Source organism: Acaryochloris sp. CCMEE 5410 (assembly GCF_000238775.2).
GTDB lineage: Bacteria > Cyanobacteriota > Cyanobacteriia > Thermosynechococcales > Thermosynechococcaceae > Acaryochloris.
Window position 1 is genome coordinate 3183910 of record NZ_AFEJ02000001.1, and the last position, 25229, is coordinate 3209138.

At 49.2% G+C, this 25229-nt stretch carries 17 protein-coding genes and 3 pseudogenes; 16 read left to right on the forward strand and 4 right to left on the reverse strand.

What is annotated here, in order from left to right; translation table 11 throughout:
• The first annotated feature begins 96 nt into the window (after window positions 1-96).
• The 7 genes and pseudogenes from ON05_RS14525 (at window position 97) to ON05_RS14570 (ending at window position 9254) form a co-directional block, all read left to right on the forward strand.
• Window positions 97-1487 (forward strand): annotated as a pseudogene (locus ON05_RS14525) (ISKra4 family transposase).
• A 79-nt stretch (window positions 1488-1566) separates the two neighbouring features.
• Window positions 1567-3918 carry a phosphoribosylformylglycinamidine synthase subunit PurL gene (purL, locus tag ON05_RS14530; protein ID WP_010467857.1) on the forward strand — a complete coding sequence of 784 codons (2352 nt, stop codon included), beginning with the start codon at window positions 1567-1569 and terminating at the stop codon, window positions 3916-3918.
• A gap of 86 nt (window positions 3919-4004) precedes the next feature.
• Window positions 4005-5513: an amidophosphoribosyltransferase gene (gene purF / locus ON05_RS14535; protein WP_010467855.1), complete on the forward strand. Its 1509-nt coding sequence runs from the start codon at window positions 4005-4007 to the stop codon at window positions 5511-5513.
• A 594-nt stretch (window positions 5514-6107) separates the two neighbouring features.
• Window positions 6108-7492, forward strand: a pseudogene (locus ON05_RS38545) (ISKra4 family transposase).
• A gap of 298 nt (window positions 7493-7790) precedes the next feature.
• A complete protein-coding gene (locus ON05_RS14560; RefSeq protein ID WP_010473952.1) occupies window positions 7791-8432 on the forward strand; it encodes a hypothetical protein in 642 nt (213 codons plus the stop codon).
• 10 nt (window positions 8433-8442) lie between these two features.
• The gene (locus tag ON05_RS14565; RefSeq protein WP_010473954.1) at window positions 8443-8892 is read left to right on the forward strand and encodes a hypothetical protein; all 450 of its coding nucleotides are present in this window, start codon (window positions 8443-8445) and stop codon (window positions 8890-8892) included.
• Window positions 8893-8918: 26 nt separating this feature from the next.
• Window positions 8919-9254, forward strand: coding sequence for a hypothetical protein (locus ON05_RS14570; RefSeq protein WP_010473955.1), 336 nt, complete (start codon window positions 8919-8921; stop codon window positions 9252-9254).
• Here ON05_RS14570 and ON05_RS14575 read toward each other — a convergent pair.
• Window positions 9230-10345, reverse strand: a pseudogene (locus ON05_RS14575) (IS630 family transposase). The gene ON05_RS14570 and the pseudogene ON05_RS14575 overlap by 25 nt on opposite strands.
• A 356-nt stretch (window positions 10346-10701) precedes the next feature.
• Between ON05_RS14575 and ON05_RS14580 the strand changes: the two are divergent.
• A protein-coding gene (locus ON05_RS14580) for an IS630 family transposase (RefSeq protein WP_085945211.1) occupies window positions 10702-11575 on the forward strand; the annotation gives its coding sequence in 2 pieces (ribosomal slippage) (window positions 10702-11031 and window positions 11033-11575; 873 coding nt in all).
• A 176-nt stretch (window positions 11576-11751) separates the two neighbouring features.
• On the opposite strand, the gene ylqF is transcribed toward ON05_RS14580, so the two are convergent.
• Together ylqF and ON05_RS14595 are read right to left on the reverse strand one after the other, a co-directional pair.
• Window positions 11752-12621 (reverse strand): ribosome biogenesis GTPase YlqF, encoded by an 870-nt coding sequence (ylqF, locus tag ON05_RS14585; RefSeq protein WP_010476168.1) that lies wholly within the window; start codon window positions 12619-12621, stop codon window positions 11752-11754.
• Between the two features lie 4 nt (window positions 12622-12625).
• A complete protein-coding gene (locus ON05_RS14595) occupies window positions 12626-15997 on the reverse strand; it encodes a valine--tRNA ligase (protein ID WP_010476169.1) in 3372 nt (1123 codons plus the stop codon).
• A gap of 285 nt (window positions 15998-16282) precedes the next feature.
• On the opposite strand from ON05_RS14595, the gene ON05_RS14600 reads away from it, so the two are divergent.
• From ON05_RS14600 to ON05_RS14610, 3 genes are all read left to right on the forward strand, one after another.
• A complete protein-coding gene (locus ON05_RS14600; protein WP_010476170.1) occupies window positions 16283-16570 on the forward strand; it encodes an RNA-binding protein in 288 nt (95 codons plus the stop codon).
• 171 nt (window positions 16571-16741) lie between these two features.
• On the forward strand, window positions 16742-16933 hold the full coding sequence (gene rpsU, locus ON05_RS14605; RefSeq protein ID WP_010476171.1) for a 30S ribosomal protein S21: 192 nt from the start codon (window positions 16742-16744) through the stop codon (window positions 16931-16933).
• A gap of 86 nt (window positions 16934-17019) precedes the next feature.
• Window positions 17020-17457: a peptidylprolyl isomerase gene (locus ON05_RS14610; protein WP_010476172.1), complete on the forward strand. Its 438-nt coding sequence runs from the start codon at window positions 17020-17022 to the stop codon at window positions 17455-17457.
• 4 nt (window positions 17458-17461) lie between these two features.
• On the opposite strand, the gene ON05_RS14615 is transcribed toward ON05_RS14610, so the two are convergent.
• Entirely contained in the window at window positions 17462-18490 is a 1029-nt protein-coding gene (locus tag ON05_RS14615; protein ID WP_010476173.1) for a retropepsin-like aspartic protease, read from the reverse strand.
• Window positions 18491-18810: 320 nt separating this feature from the next.
• On the opposite strand from ON05_RS14615, the gene ON05_RS14620 reads away from it, so the two are divergent.
• The 5 genes from ON05_RS14620 to ON05_RS14640 all read left to right on the forward strand — a co-directional run bounded on the left by ON05_RS14620 (window position 18811) and on the right by ON05_RS14640 (window position 25155).
• Window positions 18811-19110, forward strand: coding sequence for a hypothetical protein (locus ON05_RS14620; protein ID WP_262561774.1), 300 nt, complete (start codon window positions 18811-18813; stop codon window positions 19108-19110).
• 35 nt (window positions 19111-19145) lie between these two features.
• Complete coding sequence (locus ON05_RS14625) at window positions 19146-19706, forward strand: N-acetylmuramoyl-L-alanine amidase (protein ID WP_262561776.1); 561 nt, start codon at window positions 19146-19148, stop codon at window positions 19704-19706.
• Between the two features lie 217 nt (window positions 19707-19923).
• Window positions 19924-21492 carry a bifunctional pantoate--beta-alanine ligase/(d)CMP kinase gene (locus ON05_RS14630; protein WP_396149333.1) on the forward strand — a complete coding sequence of 523 codons (1569 nt, stop codon included), beginning with the start codon at window positions 19924-19926 and terminating at the stop codon, window positions 21490-21492.
• Window positions 21493-21645: 153 nt separating this feature from the next.
• Window positions 21646-22815, forward strand: coding sequence for a pyridoxal phosphate-dependent aminotransferase (locus ON05_RS14635; protein WP_010476176.1), 1170 nt, complete (start codon window positions 21646-21648; stop codon window positions 22813-22815).
• Window positions 22816-23058: 243 nt separating this feature from the next.
• Entirely contained in the window at window positions 23059-25155 is a 2097-nt protein-coding gene (locus ON05_RS14640; RefSeq protein ID WP_010476177.1) for an FAD-dependent monooxygenase, read from the forward strand.
• Window positions 25156-25229 lie beyond the last annotated feature (74 nt).

Below are 25229 nucleotides of genomic sequence, written 5' to 3' on the forward strand. Positions count from 1 at the left end.
TATCTGATTCGGGCGTAAGCACAGAATCGGGGATGTATGGCTCAAAGAAAAACGGGTCAAGGACAATAGATCCTGTACCCGAATCAAAAACTTGTCATGAGCCTAACATCGCAATTGCCAACCGTACTAGAGCATCACGAATTTCTAGAACAGGTCGAAGCACTCAAAGAAGCACCCAGCCTGAGTCAGATGGTTTATATCGTTCTGCAAATGGGTTTGTTTTTGGCTCGCTGGCTTCTGGAGGATGAACTCTCACGGCGAGCAAAACAGTATTGGAATGGCCGAGGTGTCCCACTTGCGGAACCCGCTTGCACTCGAAGGGATGGGAATCTCGTCAGATGCAGACACTGGTGGGAAATATTGCCTGAAAGCGACGGGTGGGTCGTTGTCCCCACAGGTGTCCAGGTAGTCTATCCGCTCCTTTGGATCAATCCATTGGGATTACCTCCTATCAGCACAGCAGTGAAGAATTGGTTCGTCTAGGCTGCTTGTTAAGTCTATTTATGCCCTATGAACTGGCCAGTTGGATGCTGAGTCAGTGGAGTGGTTTATCCGTCAGCTCATCAAGCTTGTGGAGTTGGGTGCAAGTCATGGGCAACAAAGCTTATCAGGAGCTAGAGACTCAACTCAAAGCTCAAGCCTCAGGTGACCAGACTCCTTGTGAAGCGATTTCAGAGGTGTTGTCTGTTCTACCTTTGGCCATTGCTGCTGACGGTGTGATGGTGCCCTTTCGCCCCACCCCGAAAACCCCCAAGGGAAAAATCCAGTGGCGAGAAGTCAAAGTTGCTATCTTAGCCCGCCTAGGAACACGGGGCACCCGAGCACAAAAGCGTGTCCCCCAACTACTACGTCGAAGACTGGTGGCAGTATTGGGCGATATCGACCAGTTCATCCCCTTACTGCACCTCGAAGCCCGCAAACAAGACTTTGAATCAGCCCCAAGCGTCATCTGGTTGAGTGATGGGGGGCGAGGCTTCTGGCGAGTCTACCGCACCTTGTTCTCTCACTGTGCTGTGGCAGTTCTCGATTTCTTTCATGCAGCAGGCCATCTTGCACGAGCAACAAAAGCGATGTTTGGGGATGCTCGCTCTGCTCAAGCCCAAGCCTGGTTCCGGCGCTGGCGACACCAATTGCGACATGGGCAACACCTATTAGTATTGCGGTCCTTGACGATGTTGATTCACTCACAATTGTTTACGGGCAAATCTTTTACGACGTTGCTCCAGGTACAGGCTTATTTCCAGCGCCATCTGCGACACATCCAATATCGCCACTTTGAACAACTACAGATACCGCTGGGGTCAGGAATGGTCGAAAGTGCTTGTAAGTGGCTGATTCAACAGCGCTTTAAGGGGGTTGGTATGCGCTGGAGTGAGGATGGTTTCAATCATCTACTCATGCTGCGGCTTGCCTGGGTCAATCAACGGTTTGACTCCCTATTCCCAGGGGTAACCATTCCGAAGTCTAAGGCATCCCCGATCCATTAGCTACGCCCTCTGATTCAGCCTGCATCGATACTCTAGATCAACCTGTACAATAGGGACTTGTGCGATTGGTATAGAGTACATGGCAAGCCCTGGATCTTCTCCCTTTTCCCCTGAAGAAATTGCTGCTGAAGGGCTAAAGCCCGAAGAATACGACGATATCGTTCAACGATTGGGTCGCCATCCCAATCGAGCCGAGCTGGGCATGTTTGGCGTCATGTGGTCCGAGCATTGCTGCTACAAGAATTCCCGGCCTTTACTCTCGCAATTTCCCACGGAAGGCAAGCATGTATTAGTCGGTCCTGGAGAGAATGCTGGAGTTGTCGATTTAGGCAATGGCCTCCAGCTCGCCTTCAAAGTTGAGTCCCATAACCATCCTTCTGCCGTTGAACCGTTTCAGGGTGCGGCAACGGGAGTCGGCGGCATCTTACGAGATATTTTCACCATGGGCGCCCGCCCTATTGCCGTCCTCAATTCCCTGCGATTTGGTGATCTAGACGATGCTCGCACCCGCCGTTTATTTAGTGGGGTGGTGGCCGGAATTGCCCACTATGGCAACTGTGTGGGCGTGCCGACCGTGGGTGGTGAAGTTTATTTTGATCCTGCCTACACGGGCAATCCCCTCGTCAACGCCATGGCTATGGGCCTGATGGAGACCGCTGAGATTGTCAAAGCTGGGGCATCAGGCGTGGGTAATCCGGTGCTTTATGTGGGATCTACCACCGGGCGAGACGGTATGGGAGGGGCGAGCTTTGCCAGTGCTGAACTGGATGCCACCTCTGAAGTAGAAGATCGACCCGCTGTTCAAGTCGGTGACCCATTTTTAGAAAAATCTTTAATTGAAGCCTGTCTAGAAGCCTTCCAAACCGGAGCGGTGGTTGCTGCTCAAGATATGGGGGCAGCTGGCCTGACCTGCTCCACTGCCGAAATGGCAGAGAAAGGCGGCGTGGGGATTGATCTGGATTTAGATCTAATTCCCAACCGAGAAACGGGGATGGTGCCCTACGAATATTTGCTCTCCGAATCCCAAGAGCGGATGTTGTTTGTGGCCGAAAAAGGTCGGGAACAGGAGCTGATTGATATCTTCCACCGTTGGGGTCTACAGGCCGTCGTTGCCGGTTCAGTCATTGCTGAACCCATTGTCAAGATTCGGTTCCAAGGAGAAGTAGCGGCAGAAATTCCCGCGACCGCCTTATCCGACAATACGCCAATCTATAAGCGTGAGGTGTTAGCTGAACCCCCTGAGTATGTCCAGAAAGCACGGGAGTGGAGTTGCGATCGCATCCCCCCTTGCACCGCTGAAGGCATCGAAATCCAAGGCCAGCAAAACTCTTGGTCAGATATCCTCCTCCAGCTTTTACAAGTCCCCACGATTGCCAGCAAACGCTGGGTGTATCGCCAGTACGATCACCAAGTCCAAAACAACACCGTCGTCTTGCCCGGTGATGCCGATGCCACCATCGTTCGCCTTCGTCCCGTCGCCCACCAAGAAACCCCTGACCCAGGCGTAGAGTCTAAAACCGCCGTCGCCGCCACCATCGACTGCAACGCTCGCTATGTCTATTTAGATCCCTATGAAGGGGCCAAGATGACTGTCGCCGAAGCCGCTCGCAACTTGAGTTGTGTGGGCGCTGAGCCGATTGCTGTGACCGATAACCTCAACTTTGGCAGCCCCGAAAAACCTATTGGCTATTGGCAGCTAGCAGAAGCCTGCCGAGGACTCTCAGAAGCCTGTCGCCATTTACAAACTCCTGTCACTGGCGGTAATGTTTCCCTCTACAACGAAACCTTTGATGCCGATGGTCAGCCCCAGCCCATCTATCCCACCCCTGTGATTGGCATGGTGGGATTAGTGCCCGATCTCACCAAGACCTGTGTCCAGGGCTGGCAAGCAGACGGCGATCTGATTTATCTACTCGGAATTCCCCTCGACGCCCAAAGTGACCTCGTTACCCTCGGAGCCACGGAATATTTAGCCAGCATTCATCATCAGGTAGCGGGTGAACCACCCCATGCCGATTTAAATCTAGAAGCCCAAGTCCAAGCTGCCTGCCGCCACGGTATTCAACAGGGCTGGCTCCACTCGGCCCATGACTGTGCAGAAGGGGGAATAGCCGTCGCCCTAGCCGAGTCCTGCATCAGTGGTCAACGAGGGGCTGACATTCAAGTTCCTACCGGTTCAAACCGTTGGGACCAGGTCTTATTTGGTGAAGGGGGGGCCAGGATTGTCGTTTCTGTCAGCGCAACTCATCAAGCAGCCTGGGAATCCTATTTACAAGAACATCTACCTCAATATTGGCAACAGATAGGAACCGTCACCACCCCCAATTCAGAGCTCACCCTCACAACAAATGTTCATCAAACCTTAATCAAGGTTAGGATTGAAGAGGCCACTCAACGATGGTCTCAAGCCATTGAGTCCAAGCTGGCGTAAATCCAGGCTGCTTGAGGCTGAATAAGGACAAATGTTTGTAATGTGTCAGTTTTTCTGGTTTATTCAGTTTACTTAACGACTTAAATATGTTTCCTGCTGCTTCTGCTCCATCGATTCCCACTGGCAACGATCCCGTTGATCCCCACCTTTCCACCGAATCGTGGTCCGAAGACAAACCAGAAGAAGCCTGTGGCGTGTTTGGCGTGTTTGCGCCCGGTTTAGAAGCCGCCAAGCTAGCTTACTTTGGTCTCTATGCCCTCCAACATCGAGGTCAAGAATCGGCAGGGATTACCACTTACACCCCAGAGGGGAAAACCCACACCTACAAAAACATGGGTTTGGTCTCTCAAGTCTTCTCAGAACCGATTTTGAATGACTTACCCGGCCATATTGCCGTTGGTCATACCCGCTACTCCACGACTGGTTCAAGCCGAGTCGCTAACGCTCAACCCGTCGTCGTTGAAACCCCTAAAGGCTCAATCGCCCTGGCCCATAACGGCAATTTAGTGAATACCGTCGAGTTTCGCAAAACGTTACTGGTCAAAAACTGTCCCCTGGAAACCACTACAGATTCTGAAGTGATTGCCTATGCCATTGGCGAAGCAGTCAAAGCGGGCAAGGACTGGTACTCCAGTGTGATTGAAGCTTGTCAGCAATGCGAAGGGGCCTTCAGTCTAGTGATTGGCACACCGACCGGCATCCTCGGCGTTCGCGACCCCCAGGGAATTCGCCCTTTGGTTCTCGGCACCATTGACACGGATAATCCCGATAAACCCCATTACGTCCTCGCCTCCGAAACCTGTGCCCTCGACATCATCGGGGCAACCCACGTTCGTGAAATCGAGCCAGGGGAAATTGTTCATATCACGGCTGACGGCATTACCTCCGATACCTGGGCTCCTAAGCCTGAGCGGAAATTGTGCATCTTTGAGATGATTTACTTTGCTCGCCCCGATAGCCATATGAAAGGCGAAAGTCTCTATAGCTACCGCTTGCGTCTGGGTCACCATCTCGGCAAGGAATCTCCCATCGATGCAGATATGGTGATTGCAGTCCCCGATTCTGGTGTGCCTGCCGCCATTGGCTATTCCCAAACCAGTGGCATTCCCTATGCCGAAGGCTTGATTAAAAATCGCTATGTGGGCCGAACCTTTATTCAACCCACCCAAGCCATGCGCGAAATCGGGATTCGCATGAAGCTCAATCCACTCCGGGATGTCTTGGAAGGAAAGCGGATTATCATTGTCGATGATTCGATTGTTCGAGGCACCACCAGCTACAAAATTGTCCGTGCCCTCCGAGAGGCAGGCGCCACAGAAGTCCATATGCGAGTTTCTTCACCACCTGTGACGCATCCCTGCTTTTATGGCATTGACACGGATGATCAAGATCAGCTGATCGCAGCCACCACCTCGACCTCAGATATTGCTCAAAAAATTGGGGTTGACTCCCTTCACTATCTCAGTTGGGAAGGCATGTTAGCGGCAACCGGACGTAACCCTGAAAATTACTGTTCAGCCTGCTTTACAGGAGATTATCCCATCTCCATTCCTGAACCCCTGAAACGTACAAAGCTAATGCTGGAAAAGGCCTGATTAAACTTCAGCAGGAAGAATAATCAATGGGATAATCTCCCTACGGTTTTTGCGATAAATATGGAAGTCACTATCCAGGGTAAAGATAGACCGATAAAGGTATAGTTTTGCCATTCTCACTAATTCTGCAAACGTTGCAATAACGTATTGCGATCATTGTTCACTGCAAAAGGAGCCAATTTTTAGAAAGCACAGCCTCACAGATCACTAATGGAACTGAAATGTGGCGCAACTGCTCTGCACATCAAAAATGATAAACATCACGGCGGTTAACGAGGGTAAATTAGTAAACATATACCAATAATGACCTGATTCAGTATTGTTGGTAGCAATTATAAAGCGGGAATGGGCTAACCCCATGCCAGACATTTTTACCCTTCAAAAGAACGTACTTAGCTAGAATTAGAAGACCAGGGTCCAGCCTCTAAAAATTTTGGGTTTGCAATTATTGTATTGTTAGCCATAACATCCAATTGGTCATTGGCCAAGCAAAGGAGTACATTGACAAGGGCGTAAGCACAGAATCGGGGATGTATGGCTCAAAGAAAAACGGGTCAAGGACAATAGATCCTGTACCCGAATCAAAAACTTGTCATGAGCCTAACATCGCAATTGCCAACCGTACTAGAGCATCACGAATTTCTAGAACAGGTCGAAGCACTCAAAGAATCACCCAGCCTGAGTCAGATGGTTTATATCGTTCTGCAAATGGGTTTGTATTTGGCTCGATGGCTTCTGGAGGATGAACTCTCACGGCGAGCAAAACAGTATTTGAATGGCCTAGGTGTAGCACCTGCGGAACCCGCTTGCACTCGAAGGGATGGGAATCTCGTCAGATGCAGACACTGGTGGGAAATATTTACTGAAAGCGACGGGTGGGTCGTTGTCCAAAAGGGTGTCCAGGTAGTCTATCAGCTCCTCTGGACCAATCCATTGGGATTACCTCTTACCAGCACAGCAGTAAAGAACTGGTGCGTCTAGGCTGCTTGTTAAGTCTATTTATGCCCTATGAACTGGCCAGTTGGATGCTGAGTCAGTGGAGTGGTTTATCCGTCAGTTCATCAAGCTTGTGGAATTGGGTGCAAGTCATGGGCAACAAAGCTTATCAGGAGCTAGAGGCTCAACTCAAAGCTCAAGCATCAGGTGAACAGGCTCCTAGTGAAGCGATTTCAGAGGTGTTGTCTGCTCTGCCTTTGGCCATTGCTGCTGACGGTGTGATGGTGCCCTTTCGCCCCACTCCGAAAACCCCAAGGGAAAATCCAGTGGCGAGAAGTTAAAGTCGCTATCTTAGCCCGCCTGGGAACACGGCTCACCCGAGCTAAAAGAGTGTCCCCAACTACTGCGTCGAAGACTGGTAGCAGTATTGGGCGATATCGACCAGTTCATCCCTTACTGCAACTCGAAGCCCGCAAACAAGACTTTGAATCGGCCCCAAGCGTCATCTGGTTGAGTGATGGGGGGCGAGGCTTCTGGCGAGTCTACCGCACCTTGTTCTCTCACTGTGCTGTGGCAGTTCTCGATTTTTTCATGCAGCAGGCCATCTTGCACGAGCAACAAAAGTGATGTTTGGGGATGTTCGCTCTGCTCAAGCCCAAGCCTGGTTTCGGCGCTGGCGACACCAATTGCGACATGGGCAACACCTATTAGTATTGCGGTCCTTGACGATGTTGATTCACTCACAATTGTTTACGGGCAAATCTTTTACGACGTTGCTCCAGGTACAGGCTTATTTCCAGCGCCATCTGCGACACATCCAATATCGCCACTTTGAACAACTACAGATACCGCTGGGGTCAGGAATGGTCGAAAGTGCTTGTAAGTGGCTGATTCAACAGCGCTTTAAGGGGGTTGGTATGCGCTGGAGTGAGGATGGTTTCAATCATCTACTCATGCTGCGGCTTGCCTGGGTCAATCAACGGTTTGACTCCCTATTCCCAGGGGTAACCATTCCGAAGTCTAAGGCATCCCCGATCCATTAGCTACGCCCCATTGACAAGACTATTAGCACAAAAACTACTAGACTTTGCTGAAGCAAGCGGCAAAGGGCATCTATGTGCTGTTAGAGCCTTCGTTATCTAGGCGAGCAGTCATGCCGATTAACTACCTATGATGGGAACGATAAAGAGAGGTTTGAGGAGTCGTGGACCCATATTACTGGGCGAGGGATGACCTACAAACAGTTGGCAGAGAAGGTTTATCAACGTATTTTCTGCGAAATCACGGCCCCTTGCATTAGAATTGAAGATTGTGTGTATATAGTTTGATGGCAATAAATGAATGTCTAGTGGGATACCTTCAGAACACATTAAAGCAATAGATACATTGATCAGAATTAGTGATGCTGATTTTGATCAATTATTGACAATATTTCAAGAAACAAATTTGGGAGTAGATCTTGAAGATTTCATTCAAAATGCGTCCTTAAATATAAATAATCTAGATATTAGTGAGTCAAGAACTGAAGAGATTATAAGCTTTCTATCCTCGTTATATATAGCCAGCGAAATCTATTCATTGCCTTTATCAGAAATAATTGAATCACTTCAAGAAAAAATTATTGAATCACAAGATTTCACCAACATTCCTTTAAGTGAGAAAGAAAATACAAAAAATAGAATTCAGCAACTTTTAACCCAATGTCCTTCTTTGCAAGTTGCATCAAAACGAAATAACCTTAAATATGAATATGAAAATATTTTTTCAAATTCAAGGGTTTTCACAGATATTAGACCTATTTTTTTCGAAAAAATATCAGAAGGAGTAATTTCAGAGGTTGTTGTAAATGTACTTAAAATAACGTATTTTAAAAACAGAAAACAAGAGGAAATTTATCTCAGTATTGACGAAAATGATATAGAGCAGTTGAGTGAGCAGCTAGAAAGAGCAAAACGCAAAATCAAGGCAATTAAAGATAGATAGCATAGATATTATGGCGCAAGCGAGTAATGCAACATATCCAGATCCTACAGGTGTAAAATGGGTGTTCGAAGGTAGAAATAGCACAGGAAAAAGACTCTTTGGTAATTCATTATCATTTAATGAAACTCTATCAAATAATCCGAAAAATAAAACACTACCAATTCTTGATGATAATTCTTTGCTTAAGGCTAAGAAGAAAATATTATTGTCCACTTCAAAAGTAATTAATGCTCTCAATAACCCTGAATGGGATTTCAGAACTATCCAAGGGCTGAGTAAAGAGCTGAATTTAGAAGCAAGCGAAGTTCAAAAAATTCTTGAAAATAATTTACATCTTGTAAGAGAGGCATTAGTTCCTGACAGCAAAGGTCGGATTTTATATACAGCAAGAAATAGGCCAAAAAAGCTCAAAGAATACTGTGCTTTTGCATGGGTTCTGATTACAAGAACCTTTAAATAGACGCTGCTTTAGAAACTAGCTTACTCATGAAGCAAGAAATAGGCGCTATAGAGATATTTGCATGGGGTTTCTTTGGTGGAGCTGCAAGTTATTTATTAGGATTTATAAAGCTAGATTCACAAACTTCATCTGGGATTAGTGAATGGATGTTTGATGCCCAAAGAAGAATAAGCGTAATTGTTGTAACTATTTTGATTGGAGTGATAGGCGGATTTCTAGATTTTGCTTATATGAGGGCCGGGCAAGAACTTAGCCCTCCGCTCGCAATATACTTTGGTTTCTCCGCTCCAGCAATAATTGGATCTATGTTTGACAAACTACTGCTTCACCACAGTGATTATGACAGGGTAGTTTGGGGATAGAGTCGGCTGAGTTTAGTTCGTGCATCATCCACTGTAAATAACCAATTAACCGTCGTTTTATCTCGGTTACGCCTTTGTTCCCATGCGGTGACCTCATGCCGGAGTTTTTCAATATCAGGAATTCGTCGATTTAAGCACTGCCTAGAAAGAGCCGAAAACTCAAACTCAACCATATTGAGCCAACTGCCATGTTTTGGAGTGTAGTGAAACTGGATGCGACTGAGAATCCTCAAGCTTCATCAGGTTTGAAGGTTTTGTAGAGTGCAGCGGGAGTATGGGTGTTGAGATTGTCTAAGACAACGTGCACTTGTTGAGCATCAGGAAACAGACCATCTACTAGATACTGCATGCACACCCCAAAGTCCTCACTTTTTCGATGCTCAGTCACCTTCAAATGTCGCCAACTTTTAAGCGGTTGAAAAAAGCCAAATATATTACAAGTGCCCTTGCGCTCATATTCATGGTCGTAGCGTTGGGGACGACCGGGCTTTGGTGGACGGGGCACCCGGGTTTCGCCAATCAGTTGGCAAGGCCGTTCATCAAAACAAACAACAGGCTCCTCAGGATGGTAGGGTTGGGCATACAAATCTAGAACGTTCTCCATCCGCCAAACAAAGTCTGCGCCTACAGTAGAAAAACACCACTGCTCTTTTAGCCACGGCTTAAGCTGTTTTTTCGAGCGTGCGTCGCACCGTTTCATCCGATAGGCTTTCGACGACGTTGAGTTCAACTAGCCGTTCTGCCAATAGCTGCATGGTCCACCGGCAACAACCGGTAGGTGGGTCGCTACAAGCTGTCGCAATGAGCAAGGCCTCTGCTTTGCTATCGAGCTTCTTTTGCCCCCCTGGCCTGGGACGCTCATTGAGGGCGAACTCCACACCACCTTCCACAAATTTCTGGCGAGTACGATGCACGGTAGAGATGCCTGCATTGAGCATTTGAGTAATGGTGTCGTCTTTGTGTCCCTTATCTGCCAACATCAAAATCTGGGCTCGTTTCATTTTTCGCGCTGACAAGGTTCCACGTCGGGTGAGTTGCATCAGCTCACTGCGTTCTTCAGGCGTTAGCGTCACAATATATTTATCAGGCATGATTGGTTGGCTAAAAACAGCTAGATTGTTTCTAGCTTACCTATCTAATTCAGTGTGGTCGAGCACTACCCTTTAAATCGGTATTTCGAGAACCAGGGGACAAGATAGATTAGCTAGACTAGTGTCTTGTATCCAATGTCTATTCCTCGCTTACACCCTCTCAGGTAGCTCTCTAATTCAGACTTTTTGAAAAAGGCACCCTTACGAATTCATGGAATTTTGCAGCTATACGAACAATATAGAGCAAGTTAAAGTCGCTTCAAATGCTGCAAAATTCCATGAATTGGCCTTGTATAGCAGTCGCCATATTGAGAAGGACTTAAACTAGAGAAGTTATGTATTCCTTCTCCTGTGTGATGCCCAAAATTTACAGTTACGATCTCCGTTGCAAAGTGATAGATGCGATTGAGCTAGATGGGATGCGCCCTTCAGAAGCGAGTGAGCTGTTCCATATCAGTCGTAACACGATTAACCAATGGCAACACCTCAAGGCGGAAACGGGTGATTTGCATCCCAAGCCAGTCCATCATCCTGGCCATAGTCATAAAATTACAGACTGGGATAAGTTTCGAGCGTTTGCCCACAAGCATCGGCATAAAACCCAAGCTCAGATGGCTCAACTATGGGATGGAGAGATTAGTGATCGAACCATCTCAAGAGCCCTCCAGAAAATCGGATTTACTCGAAAAAAAAACATATGGGTACCGAGAACGAGATGAGCATAAACGGGCAGAGTTCATCGAACGGGTAAGTACCGTGGACCCAGAGGATATCGTCTATGCGGATGAGTCGGGCATGGATCATCGAGACGAGTATGACTACGCTTATGGTCCCAAAGGTGAGCGGGTTTATGCTTTGAAGACTGGGCGTAGAAGTGGTCGAGTCAATATGATTGCAGCATTGAGGGCCAAGCAGTTGATGGCGCCGTTCACTATCGAAGGGGCTTGCAATCGGACCATATTTGAAATTTGGCTAGAGCGTTGCTTGATACCCGTTCTCAAACCTGGGCAGAAGTTGGTGATTGATAATGCCACATTTCACAAGGGAGGACGAATACAGGAATTAGTGGAAAAAGCAGGTTGTGAGGTTTGGTATTTACCCCCTTATTCCCCTGATTTGAATAAGATTGAGCGGTCTTGGTCTTGGATTAAAAGTCGCATCCGCCACCAATTAGAACATTTTGGGTCTCTAAGAGAAACGATGGAGTATGTATTACACTGCGCGTCCTGAATAAATTGGCGACTGCTATATATATAAATAAAGTTATTGGCTATAACAGCCCTATATCAATACTTTCAACTTTCTCGGCAAGCCCTAATTCACCCATACAGCGAAAAAATAAGCGATTGTTGCTGATAAAGATGTATGAATGTTGAGTTATAGGGAGGCGAAATAGCGCTCCTTTGCTAAGAAAGTGGCACTTCCAACGTCACTTTCCCCAATAGACCTTTGCGAAAATCATTGAGGACTTGCTGGGCCATCCGCTCTAAATCCCCTTGATGTCGTTGTTCTGCTGCGGTAGCTAAATAATCTGCGGCGGTTATAGACGTAGGATCGAGCTGGTAGCGAGTTTGCAAAACTTGGTTGGGCAAGAATCCAGGCTTCGGCTCAGAAGACTCTAACCCTTGGATCAGCTCAATTAAGGCCGTCGCTACCAACTGATTCTCATAGGCAGCAGTGCCGATATCATCACAAATGGCCAATTTATAAGCGGCTTCTTGATTATTTAATTTGGCCGGTAATACACCGGGGGTATCTAATAGTTCTAAATCTTGAGAGACCCGTACCCAGCGGAGTTGGCGAGTCACCCCTGGACGGCGAGCACTTTCAACAATGCGACGCTTCAACAGACGATTGATTAAAGCAGATTTACCCACATTCGGGAACCCCAACACCACCGCACGCACAGGGCGAGGTCGCATACCACGACTGCGCCGTCGTTGATTGATACTAACGCCCACTTTTTCGGCTGCTTTGATCACCGCTTTAATGCCCTTACCATGCTGAGCATCTGTACAGTAGGGTACCTGGCCTTCGGCCTTAAAAGCATCGAGCCAGAGCTGATGAGAGACCGGGGTAACCAAGTCAATGCGATTCAGGACCAGCACATGGGGCTTATCTCCAATCCATTTCTGGATCTGCGGGTGATGACTGGAGTGGGGAATGCGAGCATCCCGAACTTCCAGCACCACATCTACCTTTTTGAGCTGCTCAATTAAGGCTTTTTCAGCCTTGGCGATATGACCGGGATACCATTGAATCGGGGGAGTGGACATAAACCTAGAGTCGCTCTAGGCGATCGCGCAAGATCTCAGCTTGTTTCTCAGCTTCAGCTAGGGTATCGCGTGCCCCCTGAACAACTGCAGGTGGGGCTTGGTCTACAAAATTGGCATTGTTCAAGCGACCGCTACAGGACCGAATTTCAGCTTCTGCCTTTTTCAGATCTTTGTCTAGCTTAGCTTTGAGAATTTCCACATCTACGACACCGCTGAGGGGAAGGAGGACTTGAACCGTACCTACTACACCGATAATGGTCTGTTTGACTTCCCCTTCAACGGTTGGAGTAATGCTCAAGGACTCGACTCTAGCCAAATCTTGGAGATAGGTTTGACCCGCTGTGAGGATTTGCCGTTCGAGATCGCTTTCGCTTTGCAAAATAACTTTAATCGGTTGCTTAGGCTTAATACTGGCTTCTGCCCGCAGGTTACGAATGGTGCGAATGGTCTCAATCACCAGCTCAAACTGCTCTTCTAGTCCCGGATCGACCCAGGCTGTGAACTGTTCTGACATTGCACCTAAAATTTCTGTGGGCTCGGGCGGTGAATTTTTAGGTGCACTATCATCTACAGCATCGATATCGACATGGGTCTCTGGATCATCATGGGCCTCTGGCGTTGTCGGTTCCGCCAAGGCCAAATCTCCGCCTAGGGCTTCAGCAGTCGTCTCCAACGTCTTGGCATCATTCAGCAGCGGTAAAATTTCTTCTGTTTTCTTTTGCAAGGATTCAACCCAGGCTTTGCGATCGTCGTACCAAAGCAGGCGACGATAAGCAAAGTTAAGGGAATATCCCAACCCCACCAATTCAAAGAAACTGCCCAAGAAGGGAACGTGATTAATGGCCCCTAACACGGCTGCAACAACCGCCAAACTGACGATGCCCAAGAAGAACGCACTGCTCCAGAGGAAAATCGTTTGATTCGCGTTCAGAAAACGCCCGACGCTAGCAGGCAATTCTCCAAAGGCCAGGAAGGCATCCCGCCAACTGAAATCACGAATTTCGGGTTCAGGCTCTGACGCCTCGTCAGCTTGAGCAGTCGGCTCTGGCTCCGGTATCGTTTCAGGTTCAGGCGCTGCTGCTTTAGCAGGTGCATTTGCACTATCTGCAGTCAGTGGTACCGTTTCAGTCACCAACTGGATATCAGCAGCTTCTGGGTAAGGCTGGCTGGCTAAATACTGCTCTGACGTCGGTTGAGTCAGGGTCTGCCAAATCTCTTCCGTAATATGAGGCATAAACGGATGAAATAGCTTCAGGGTTCCTTCCAAGACATAGGCCAGGGTTTGCTGGGCCACTCGCTGGGAGGTTGTGCCTTCCTGACGGAGGCGAGGCTTGACCAGTTCGATATACCAGTCACAGAAATCACCCCAAATAAACTCATACAGACCTTTGGCCGCTTCACCCAAACCATAGGCATCCACTTGATTGCGGGTCTGTTGCACCAAGCGATGATATCGAGACAAAATCCAGCGATCGGCCAGTTCTAGATCGGCGATCGCAGATTGCCCCAGCTGCTCAGGCGTTTGTCCATTCAGGTTCATCAACACAAACCGCGAGGCATTCCACAACTTATTGGCAAAGTTACGAGAGGCTTCTACAGAGGTGGATTCATCGGTTTTGCGGTTGTATTCCAGGCGAATATCTTGTCCTGCACCGGCCACTTCTCGAATCAGGGTATAGCGAAGAGCGTCCGTGCCATATTTGTCGATCAAGATCAGCGGATCGATGCCGTTATTAGACGACTTGGACATTTTCTTATTGTTCTCGTCCCGCACCAAGCCGTGGATATAGACATCTTTAAAAGGCATCTCTCCCGTGAAATGCCCTGCCATCAGCGTCATACGGGCGACCCAGAAGAAAATAATGTCAAAGCCGGTTACCAAGGTGGCGGTGGGGTAATAGGTGGATAAATCCGCCGTTTCCTCTGGCCAGCCCAAGGTGGAAAAGGGCCACAAGCCAGATGAGAACCAGGTATCTAAAACATCTGGATCTTGAAGCAGCTGTACATCAGGTCCAAACTGTTCCACCGCTTTTTGCTGTGCCGATGCCGCATTTTCCGCCACCACAAACGGCGTATCTTCGCGAATTTCGCCCTCAGTTTCACTAATAGCGTACCAGGCCGGGATTTGATGTCCCCACCACAGTTGGCGAGAAATACACCAGTCTCGCAGATTCACTAGCCAATCTCGGTAGACCTTCGTCCAACGTTCAGGAATAAATTCGGGTGAATTCTGGTCATCTAGGAACGCCAAGGTGCGTTTGGCGAGGGGCTCTGTTTTGACAAACCACTGGGTGGAGATTAAGGGTTCAACAGGTACCTTGCCGCGATCGCTATAGGGAACGCTATGGCGATACGCTTCTGTTTTCACCAGACAGCCGTCTTCTTCCAGACGAGCCACCACGCGTTTACGGGCTTCAAACCGATCTAAGCCGGCAAAAACGTTGCCGTTTTCATTGAGAGAGCCGTCCTTATTAAGGATGTTAATGAAGGGCAGATGATGTCGCTGACCCATGGCAAAGTCATTCGGGTCATGGGCAGGCGTGACCTTAACACAGCCCGTGCCAAATTCTGGGTCGACCAACTCATCGGCAATCACCGGAATTTCCCGTTCTGTAATTGGCAGCTTGATGGTTTTACCAATCAGATCTTGGTAGCGTTCATCTTTCGGATTTACCGCTACCGCCGTATCTCCCAGCATCGTTTCTGGGCGCGTGGTAGCAACTTCTACAGCACCAGAACCATCACTGAGGGGATAGCGGAAATGCCAGAGATGACCATCTACCTCTTTATTCTCGACTTCTTGATCAGAGACGGCGGATTGGCTGGCAGGACACCAATTAACCATATAGTTGCCCCGATAGATCAGTCCCTCTTCATGCATCTGGACAAAGGCTTTATTCACCGCTTTGGACAAGCCTTCATCCATGGTGAACCGCTCGCGGGTCCAGTCCACCGAAACGCCTAATCGCCGCTGCTGATGGACAATTTTGCCCCCCGATTCAGCTTTCCAGCGCTTCGCCCGTTCTAAAAATTCATCCCGGCCAATGTCATAGCGGGTTTTACCTTCTGCCTGCAGCTGCTTCTCCAGAATGGTATGCACGGCAATGCTGGCATGGTCCGTTCCCGGTAACCACAGGGTATTATCACCAATCATGCGATGGTAACGAATCAGCACATCAATTAACGCCGCCTCAAAGGCATGACCCATATGCAAGCTGCCCGTCACATTCGGCGGAGGAATGACGATGCAATAGGGAGCACCCTCATGATTTGGATCTGCTTTAAAGACGTTGTTCGCTTCCCAAGTCTCTTGCCATTTGGCTTCGGTGGCCGCGGGATCATATTGGCTAGATAGGGACGGAGCGGTGGCAATCATAAACTTAAAATACTCTGAAGAGGAGAATACGAGCCTGTAAACTAAGGCAGCATTAGATTAAATTCTGCCATATTTACCTGTGCCTGTCGGTCTTTCCTTACAAGGATCGATCAATTGCCTCTTTGAACTTGGCGGCAGTAACGCTAGAATAACCGGAGAGACCAAACGTCGGTAGGCCAAGTTTTGGCTAGATTCAAGAAGATTTATCCTTTCGTCCTGAGTTAGTTGACTTACCTCCGCATCCCAATCTCGATACATTGTTCATTTGATTTTTGAAGGTAAGGTATGACAGTTTACATCGGTAACCTATCTTATGAGGTTACAGAGGACGATCTAAGCGCAGTTTTTGCGGAATATGGAGAAGTCAAGCAGGTCAAGCTTCCTGTGGATCGTGAGTCAGGTCGCAAACGTGGATTTGGATTTGTAGAAATGCAAGACGAATCTAACGAAGAGAAAGCCATCGAAGAATTGGATGGGGCTGAGTGGATGGGCCGGACCTTGAAGGTCAACAAAGCCAAGCCTCGTACCCCCAGACCCACTAGCAGTGGATGGGGCGGCAACCAAAGATATTAATCCAAATATCATTTATGGGGTTGAGGCAAACTCAATCCTAGCAACGGTAACTGTTGCAAGCCTTATCAGGTAAGGGTAGCGACCCCATCCTCCCTTACCTGCTTTTGATGTCTAGGTATACAGTATTGTCTGGCATCTAAACGTTCAACCATATTAGTTGGAGAATCTTGAATGACCCAAGTGGTCCTCGGAGACGATGAGCAATTAGAATCCGCGCTGCGTCGATTTAAACGGAAAGTATCTAGAGCCGGCATCTTTGCCGACATGAAAAAAAACCGCCATTTTGAGACTCCCGCTCAAAAGCGACAGCGAAAAATGACTGCCAGACATCGAGAACGACGTAGAATGCGTGGCCGTAGGTAAATAAAGGTGTTCATTGCACTTGTGACCCAGTGGGCAAATAATGCGTTAGTCCACTGGTGCCGTTCATTCATCTCAGGAGCAGAATCATGGCAGCAGCCAAAGTCGGAGATACCGTATCAATTCACTATACGGGCAAACTGGATGATGGTTCCGTCTTCGACTCTTCCTTAGAGCGCGAGCCTTTAAAATTCTCCATTGGGGGGCAACAAGTTATTCCAGGATTTGAACAAGCCGTCATTGGCATGAATCCAGGTGAGTCCAAAACTGAGACGATTGTCTGCGATCAAGCCTATGGTCCCCGCCATGAAGATATGGTGGTTACCGTCCTCCGGGAGCAAATTCCCAGCGATTTTGAATTAGAAGTGGGGCAACAATTGCAGATCAGAAACCCCGAAGGACAGGTCATTCCGGTGATGGTCAGCGAGATTATTGAAGATCAAGTCACCCTAGATGGTAATCATCCTCTCGCTGGTGAAGATCTAACCTTTGACATTGAGCTAGTCAGCATTGCTGAATCCGCATAACCTCTTAAGGAGATGGCGCTGAGGGGGCAAGGGGCACCAGGAGCAAACTGCCTGTCTGTGAAGCTGAATTAAACCGCCAATATTGCTGATAATGGCGCAGAAAATTTTGCCCCAGAATACCGTCCACTTTCAGTACTTTGAGAATGCTGGAAGATAAGACAATCACGTCTAAATTTCGCTGCTGATAACGATGCAGGGTAACGGAGTCCAGTTGAGATCGCATCGCGTCTTCCAAACCACAAAATCCCCGGATTTGAATCGGGCTCAGCGTCGCTGCATCCAAGTTGAGCTTTGCTGCCACTTGCTTAGAAATAAAGGTGCTGTCCGCCGCCGTATCTAGCAACACCCGAAATGGACCTTTCCCGTTCATGTAGAGCTGGGCCACCATCACCCCTAGTTTTTCCTGGAGGGGTACTGCAGTTGCGATCGCATCAACAGGCAATGGCGTTGGCGGTAATAAGCTCAGGGTTGCTTTGCCGGGGTGCAAATGTAAATCAAACTGCCTGAGTACATCCATTCCTAAGACCCCAGACAATTCTGCCGGAATGACCGTATTGGCAAACTGCAGACTATGCAGTCCTTTGACCTGGAGCTGGCCCAACGCTAGTGGGGGGAGCTGCTGGAGCGTCGCATTCATATTGGGACAGTCATTCCCCGCCACGGCAAAGGACAGCCGTCGGTTGGGGATAGGCTTGCCTTGTAAACCCAGTGCCTCAACAACAGGTGTGGCCACCATTGAGGTAGACGCTCCAGTATCCACTAACCACCGGGTTGACAGCCCCCGCAATTGAGCATTCACGGTATAAACGGACGTGCCCGGCAACGCAAACAGGGGCAGCCGAGCGCCTCCCTGCACCTGAGGCTCAGGCACCTTCAGTCCTTGCAACTGGACTATGGCCGATACTAAAGCAGGATCCATCGGAGTCATCGCTTTCTCTTCCGACCGAACCCCCATCTGATCCGCCATCTCTCCTGGGAGAATCGGCTGGGCTAACGCCCCGCCCATGGCATTCCCCCATAGGCACAAGGCCATGCAACTTTGCCAAACCCATCTTGTTTTCAGACTCATAGCTCCCTGATTATCGATACCCTAATGAGCTACCTCCAGCCTGCCCAAATCGTTTAACTTCTCTTGCAAAATGGGCATACAAGATTATGAAGCCTAGGTCGTTTTAGCGCTTCATCTGCAGAAAAAGTGATATTGTTGACTTTTTTATAGTTTCTTGACGTATATGATCTTTATAAGTAGATATTAGTGTCTACACCTTGACGTCATTCTCAAGGGATTTGTACCCATCCATATGGCTGCTGGACCCTTAATTCTGCAAATTCAGTTGGGAAGACCTATCAACCATGACTAAAAGCAACGTTTTCCTAACCCTTGTTTTATCCATTGCTGCTGGCCTCATTACCAGTGCGTTCGGGTTTTGGAGTGTGACTGAAAAAGAATCTGCTTCCACATCAGCCGCCCCCAAAGGCCCCACTCCCTCAACTCTCTCCGCTCCCACACCGGAGAACTTGCCTGACGTGCAGTCAGATATTGTCTTGGCTGATCCAGAGGTTGTCCCCCGACCGCCCCTCTTACCCCTGAACCAGCCCCCAGTAATCCAGCGCCCATTACGCCCCAGCCTCCTGTTCCTCAGCGTCCTCTGACTAGTGTTTCTTCTGCCTTTGCGCAACCTAGAGAGGTGAAAGCAACCGTTCATCCCACGAACTACGGAGAACGATTCGCCAAAAACGTTCAAGGCCAATCGGTACAAAATAACTGGCTGATTGTTCTACATGAGACGGTGGGTTCTGGCATGAGCGCCATCCGTCACTTTCAAACGCCTCATCCTCGGGATGAAGACCAAGCCAGTTACCATGCCTTAATTTTTCTCGATGGGACTATCGTCTATCTTGTCCCCCCAGAGCATCGAGCCTTTGGTGCGGGCAACTCCGTATTTGTCGGTGCTAATGGTCCTGAAGCCGTCAAAACCAATCCAGACCTACCGGCCTCCGTCAATAACTTCGCCTATCACATTGCCTTGGAAACCCCGCCGGACGGTAATCACAATGGCCCTAGCCACGGAGGCTATTCAGAAGCTCAGTACCAATCCCTGGCCTGGCTCATTGCTCGCACAGGGGTTCCCAGTCAGCGCGTCACCACCCATGCAAAAGTGGACCGTTCTGGCGAGCGATCTGATCCCCGGAGCTTTGATTTTGCCAAATTCAACACGATGCTTCAGCAGTTCTATGCTCGATCCTAATCTTTTAATTTAACCCAGCGTTAATTACCTAAAACCTTATATAGCATGGCTTTTAGTATTTCTACTCTTTTCATCTTCCCCACCCTAGGCTGACAACACCATCAACCGCCAGACGATACACTAGCTTAGAGACCAGTCATCCCGATCGCTTTGCCAAAGCACCTCATCAAGGAACTGGCCCTGTCGTCTGCCTTTTTTTCTAACTGTCATGGACAATGTGCCGATTATTCGAACGGTGTCAGGACTGCGTCATTTCTTGCGCTGTTTGCCTGGCAACCTTAATACAGGCGCCAGCCCTTCCAGTACAGTCATTGGTCAGATTGGGTTGGTGCCGACCATGGGAGCATTGCATGCAGGGCATCTCAGCTTGATTCAGCGGGCTCGTCAAGAAAATCAATGTGTGATTGTTAGCATTTTCGTCAACCCGCTTCAGTTTGCCGCCCATGAAGACCTGGCCGAATATCCGCAAACTTTAAATCAAGATCAAGCCTTGTGCCAAGCGCAGGGGGTCAATGCTATTTTCGCCCCATCTACAGACACCCTCCTCTCCGATGCTCCCTTCACCCAGGTGATTCCGCCTGCGTCTCTTACAGAATATCTCTGTGGGCCCCATCGCCCCGATCATTTCACCGGGGTAGCAACCATTGTCTTGAAGTTGCTGAATATCGTCCAGCCGACTCGGGCCTACTTTGGCCAAAAAGATGCTCAACAGCTGGCAATTATTCAACGTCTGGTTCAGGACTTCAATCTAGATGTCACAATTGTCCCCTGCAAGCTGATTCGGGATGCGGCAGGCTTAGCTTTAAGTTCTCGTAATCAGTACTTAAATCCCCAAGAAGCACAACAAGCCACCATTTTGCACCATAGTTTGCAAGCTGCTAGGCACACCTTTCAGGGGGGAAGTTGCGATCGCAACGCTGTCCTTACCACCGTGGCCCAAACCTTAGCCAAAGAACCCCAGGTGGAGGTGGAGTATATCGATCTGGTCGATCCTGCAACGTTGCAGCCCCTAGAACAGATCACCACCCAAGGTCTAGTTGCCATTGCCGCCCGCGTCGGCTCGGCCCGACTGATCGACAATCTGATTTTGGATGCCCGCTTACCCATCCTGGCCATTGATGGGCCTGCTGGGGCGGGCAAATCAACGGTCACCCGTCGCTGTGCCCAAGCCTTGGGATTGCAATATCTAGACACGGGAGCCATGTATCGAGCCGTCGCTTGGCTGGCCCTAGACCAGCAGGTTGAGGTATCAGACCCATTTGCGATCGCAGATCTCGTCGAAGATTGTCAGATCGAACTCAAGCCCCATTCAGACCCTCAACAACCGCCCCAAGTCTGGGTCAATCAACAGGAAGTCACCCAAGCCATTCGGACCCCAGACGTGACTGCCCTGGTGTCCGCCGTTGCTGCACAACCCCCAGTGCGAGAAGCCCTCGTTAAACAACAGCAACGATTAGGGCGTCAGGGGGGCCTGATTGCCGAAGGGCGAGATATTGGCACCCATGTCTTTCCTGAAGCAGGCCTCAAAATCTTCTTAACGGCTTCCATAGAAGAACGGGCTCGCCGTCGGCATCAGGATCAAAAAAATCAGAACTTACCCCCCCAGACACAAGCTGAATTAGAAGACCTAATTGCCAGTCGCGATCAGCAGGACAGTCAACGAGAATTTGCTCCCCTGCGAAAAGCGTACGATGCCGTAGAAATCAATACGGATGGCATGACCATCGAGCAGGTGATCCATCACATCACGGCCCTTTACCAAGAGCGATTTTCAGACAGATCATAATCTTGGGTTTGCCTGGATAGCGTCGGTCTTGCCCTATCGTTTACCCCCCTCTCAAAAGAAGATTCAATTCTTAAGAGGGAATTCTGATTTGCTCCTTCAGAGGGTGCGGTATGCTATTCCAAATAGCCCCCCATCCTCAATCTCGGAGTCAGCATGAAACTGGCAGACCGCATTGGTCAGGTGTCTGCATCTTTGACCTTAGCCATCTCAGCAAAAGCAAAAGCAATGCGGGCTGACGGTATTGATGTTTTAAGTTTTAGTGCTGGCGAACCCGATTTTGATACCCCTGATCACATCAAAGCTGCCGCGAAACAAGCGTTAGATCAAGGAAAAACCAAGTATGGCCCTGCCCCAGGCGAGCCCCAATTGCGAGCAGCCATTGCCCATAAATTACAGCAAGAGAATCGCTTAAATTTCCAAGCAGAGAACGTGCTGGTGACGAACGGGGGCAAGCAATCTCTCTATAACTTAATGCAGGTTCTCCTCAATCCTGGTGATGAGGTGCTTATTCCCGCCCCCTACTGGCTCAGTTATCCCGAAATGGTGAAATTGGCTGGAGGCGTCCCGGTCACCTTGGCCACCGATGCCCATTCCGGCTTTAAAATCACGCCTTCGCAGCTACAAGCAGCCATTACTCCCCACACACGCCTCGTCATCCTCAATTCTCCGTCTAATCCCACGGGGATGGTCTATACCCCTGCCGAAATTGCAGCCCTAGCAGAGATTATCGTTACAGCCAACCTTTGGGTCGTATCAGACGAAATCTACGAGAGAATTTTATATGATGGCGCTGAACAGCTGAGTATAGGCGCAGTGAGTGAGGCCGCCTTTCAACACACGATTATCAGCAATGGATTTGCCAAAGCGTATTCGATGACGGGATGGCGGATTGGGTATCTCGCGGGTCCATTAGAGCTGATTCAAGCAGTGGGGCGCTTGCAAAGCCACAGCACATCTAATGTTTGCACCTTTGCGCAATACGGTGCCATCGCTGCCCTTGAAGGGCCTCAAGATTGCGTAGAAACCATGCGCCAAGCCTTTGATCAACGGCGTCAGCTGATGTTTCAGCTCTTGACGGCTATTCCCGGTGTTACCTGTCCCCAACCGCAAGGGGCATTTTATATGTTTCCGGATATTAGCTTTACGGGGTTAGGATCGATTGCTTTTTGCGAAGCCTTGCTGGAACAGTGTCATGTGGCGGCTGTTCCCGGCATCGCCTTCGGGGCCGACCAATGCATTCGGCTTTCCTACGCCACTGACCAAACGAGTATCGAACAAGGCATCGAACGTCTGGCCCAGTTTATCACCACCGTTAGCCGCTAAATTCTATCTCTTGAGGCATTCTATCTACCTGAAAGTGGTGCGCACATAGCTCTCAAGCCCCAGCAAATGTGTCAAAGCTTAGCAATCTCCGCCGTTGTTTCCGATGAAACGGTATGCTTTGCATAAGATTCACTGATTAATGGATAACTGCTTTGCCCCTCCACTCCTTTGGGTCAGATGCTCGTATTTTATGGGCGTCGCGAGACACCCCAAAGCCGTGCTGTTTAGTGGCTTGCCCAACTCATGAAACAACTTCTTTACCTGGAAATTCCCACGCCGGATCTGGCAGTCGTTCAAACGTGGTTGCATCAGCAAACCGCGAACACGCTGGGCTTAGGCACGAGCGTTGTCACACCCACCACTTCAGGGATCCACATCACAGCAGGTTCAGCACAATTAGTTGTATTTCTGTGGCGGCATCTAAACACCACCTATTTAAAGGTGATGCAATGGTCAGATCAGCCCTTATCTGGACAACAAGAGTGGATCCGTTCCTTTGAAGCCACCCTCAAATCCGCTTTTCCCTACGCACCTAAACCTTTTCCAGAGATTGATCTCGCCCAAACAGATATTTTTTCTGCTTTAGCCCCGCATTATCCACTGACCGCTAAGTACTTCCAGAATATTCCCAATGGTGAGGCAGACTTGCAGCGCGCCTATTGGTGGGAAAAACGCTGGCGAGATACGGTCAAACTCGGTCCTCAACCCCCTACCGTTCAACCCATCGTCCATACTGCCCCCCCTGCTGAACCAGATTCAACCTGGGACATGGTGATTGTGGGCGGTGCCCTAGGGGCTTTAACCGCAGCGATGATGGCTCGCTTGGGCTACAAAGTGGCCTTAGTGGAACGCATCAAATTTGGCCGCATGAACCGGGAGTGGAATATTTCTCGTAGCGAACTACAAACCCTAGTGGATGTCGGTTTATTAACCGCAGACGAGCTAGAAACGTTAATTGCTCGCGAATATCAAGATAATTTCAATCTATTTTTTAGCGGCAATAATCCACCAGCCGCTCGATCTTCCGTTCTCTATACGCCGACCGTCCTCAATGTCGCGATGGATTGTGATCGGCTGCTGCAGCTTTGTGGAGAAAAGCTGCAGGCCGCTGGTGGACAAATCTTTGAATGCACAGAGTTTGAACAAGCCTTTTTAGAGTCAGACTCGGTTACCGTTCAGGTCCGTGAACTCAACACCGATCAAGTGTCTTATATGCAGTCTCGACTGTTGATCGATGCTATGGGGACTGCCTCGCAAATTGCCCAGCAAATTAATGGCGGACAGGCTTTTGATAGTGTTTGTCCGACGATTGGTGGCGTGGTTAAAAATGGCTTTGCCCCGGGTGTCTGGGATCAAAATTATGGTGAGCCTTTATTCACCAATGGCGATACCAGTCGCGGTCGCCAACTGATTTGGGAAATGTTTCCTGGCGAAGGCAACGATATCACCATTTATTTGTTCTATTACCATCAAATTTCCAAAGAGAATCCAGGGTCCCTACTAGAGCTATTTGAAGATTTCTTTGCCTGTTTACCAGACTATCGTCGCTGCGATTTAGACCAGTTGGAATGGCGTAAGGCTGCCTTTGGCTATATTCCAGGACGGTTTAGTCGCAATGCTCAAGATCGGTTACCGGGGTGCGATCGCATCCTCTCCATTGGCGATGCCGCTTCCCTCAATTCTCCCCTCATCTTTACCGGGTTTGGCTCATTAGTCCGCAACCTCCCTCGAGTCACCCATTTATTGCACACCGCTCTACAAAATAATCTCTTGTCCGGCAAAGATCTCGGACTGGTCAATGCCTACCAAGACAATCTGGCCGCCACCTGGATTTTCTCGCGCGGGATGATGGCTAAGCCCCAAAGCACCCTACCCCCCTATTGGATTAACGCCATCCTCAATGCCTTTTTTGGCGTTCTCAGCACCGAACCTCCCGATCAAGTTGACGACTTCATCAAAGATCGTGGGGGCTGGCTCTTTATGACCCGCACCATTCTCAAAGCGGGCATACGCATGCCCAAAATCCCCTGGTGGGTCGCCCGTGCCATTGGCCTGAAAGAATTACTCAGCTGGGTCCCCACTTACCTCACCTTCACCTGGACCGCCATTCTCGCCTTTCTTTTTAGCGGCTGGTTACCCCAACTTTTACAGCGTTGGCAAGAACCTTTATCTCGGCATTGGCCCCATCTATGGCTACAGCTTTTGAGCTGGTGTTACCGTTTAACCTACGGCATGGGTAAGCCCCACCTTCTCTTACGGCTGCCGCCCCTCAAAGATCCACCCGTCAATGCTGGGGGAACCGAGCTTACCAGTGAAACCGTCTCCAGCCTCTCGGGTTAAATCAGCTAAATATTCGCCACCGAAGATTTGGAATTGTCGGTATCCACGCCGTATAGTAAGGCTAATTCCCACGA

Coding starts and splice junctions, on each gene's coding strand:
- purL (WP_010467857.1), top strand. CDS start 1,567: ATGGCAAGCCCTGGATCTTCTCCCTTTTCCCCTGAAGAAATTGCTGCT.
- purF (WP_010467855.1), top strand. CDS start 4,005: ATGTTTCCTGCTGCTTCTGCTCCATCGATTCCCACTGGCAACGATCCC.
- ON05_RS14560 (WP_010473952.1), top strand. CDS start 7,791: ATGTCTAGTGGGATACCTTCAGAACACATTAAAGCAATAGATACATTG.
- ON05_RS14565 (WP_010473954.1), top strand. CDS start 8,443: ATGGCGCAAGCGAGTAATGCAACATATCCAGATCCTACAGGTGTAAAA.
- ON05_RS14570 (WP_010473955.1), top strand. CDS start 8,919: ATGAAGCAAGAAATAGGCGCTATAGAGATATTTGCATGGGGTTTCTTT.
- ylqF (WP_010476168.1), bottom strand. CDS start 12,621: ATGTCCACTCCCCCGATTCAATGGTATCCCGGTCATATCGCCAAGGCT.
- ON05_RS14595 (WP_010476169.1), bottom strand. CDS start 15,997: ATGATTGCCACCGCTCCGTCCCTATCTAGCCAATATGATCCCGCGGCC.
- ON05_RS14600 (WP_010476170.1), top strand. CDS start 16,283: ATGACAGTTTACATCGGTAACCTATCTTATGAGGTTACAGAGGACGAT.
- rpsU (WP_010476171.1), top strand. CDS start 16,742: ATGACCCAAGTGGTCCTCGGAGACGATGAGCAATTAGAATCCGCGCTG.
- ON05_RS14610 (WP_010476172.1), top strand. CDS start 17,020: ATGGCAGCAGCCAAAGTCGGAGATACCGTATCAATTCACTATACGGGC.
- ON05_RS14615 (WP_010476173.1), bottom strand. CDS start 18,490: ATGGCCTTGTGCCTATGGGGGAATGCCATGGGCGGGGCGTTAGCCCAG.
- ON05_RS14620 (WP_262561774.1), top strand. CDS start 18,811: ATGACTAAAAGCAACGTTTTCCTAACCCTTGTTTTATCCATTGCTGCT.
- ON05_RS14635 (WP_010476176.1), top strand. CDS start 21,646: ATGAAACTGGCAGACCGCATTGGTCAGGTGTCTGCATCTTTGACCTTA.
- ON05_RS14640 (WP_010476177.1), top strand. CDS start 23,059: ATGAAACAACTTCTTTACCTGGAAATTCCCACGCCGGATCTGGCAGTC.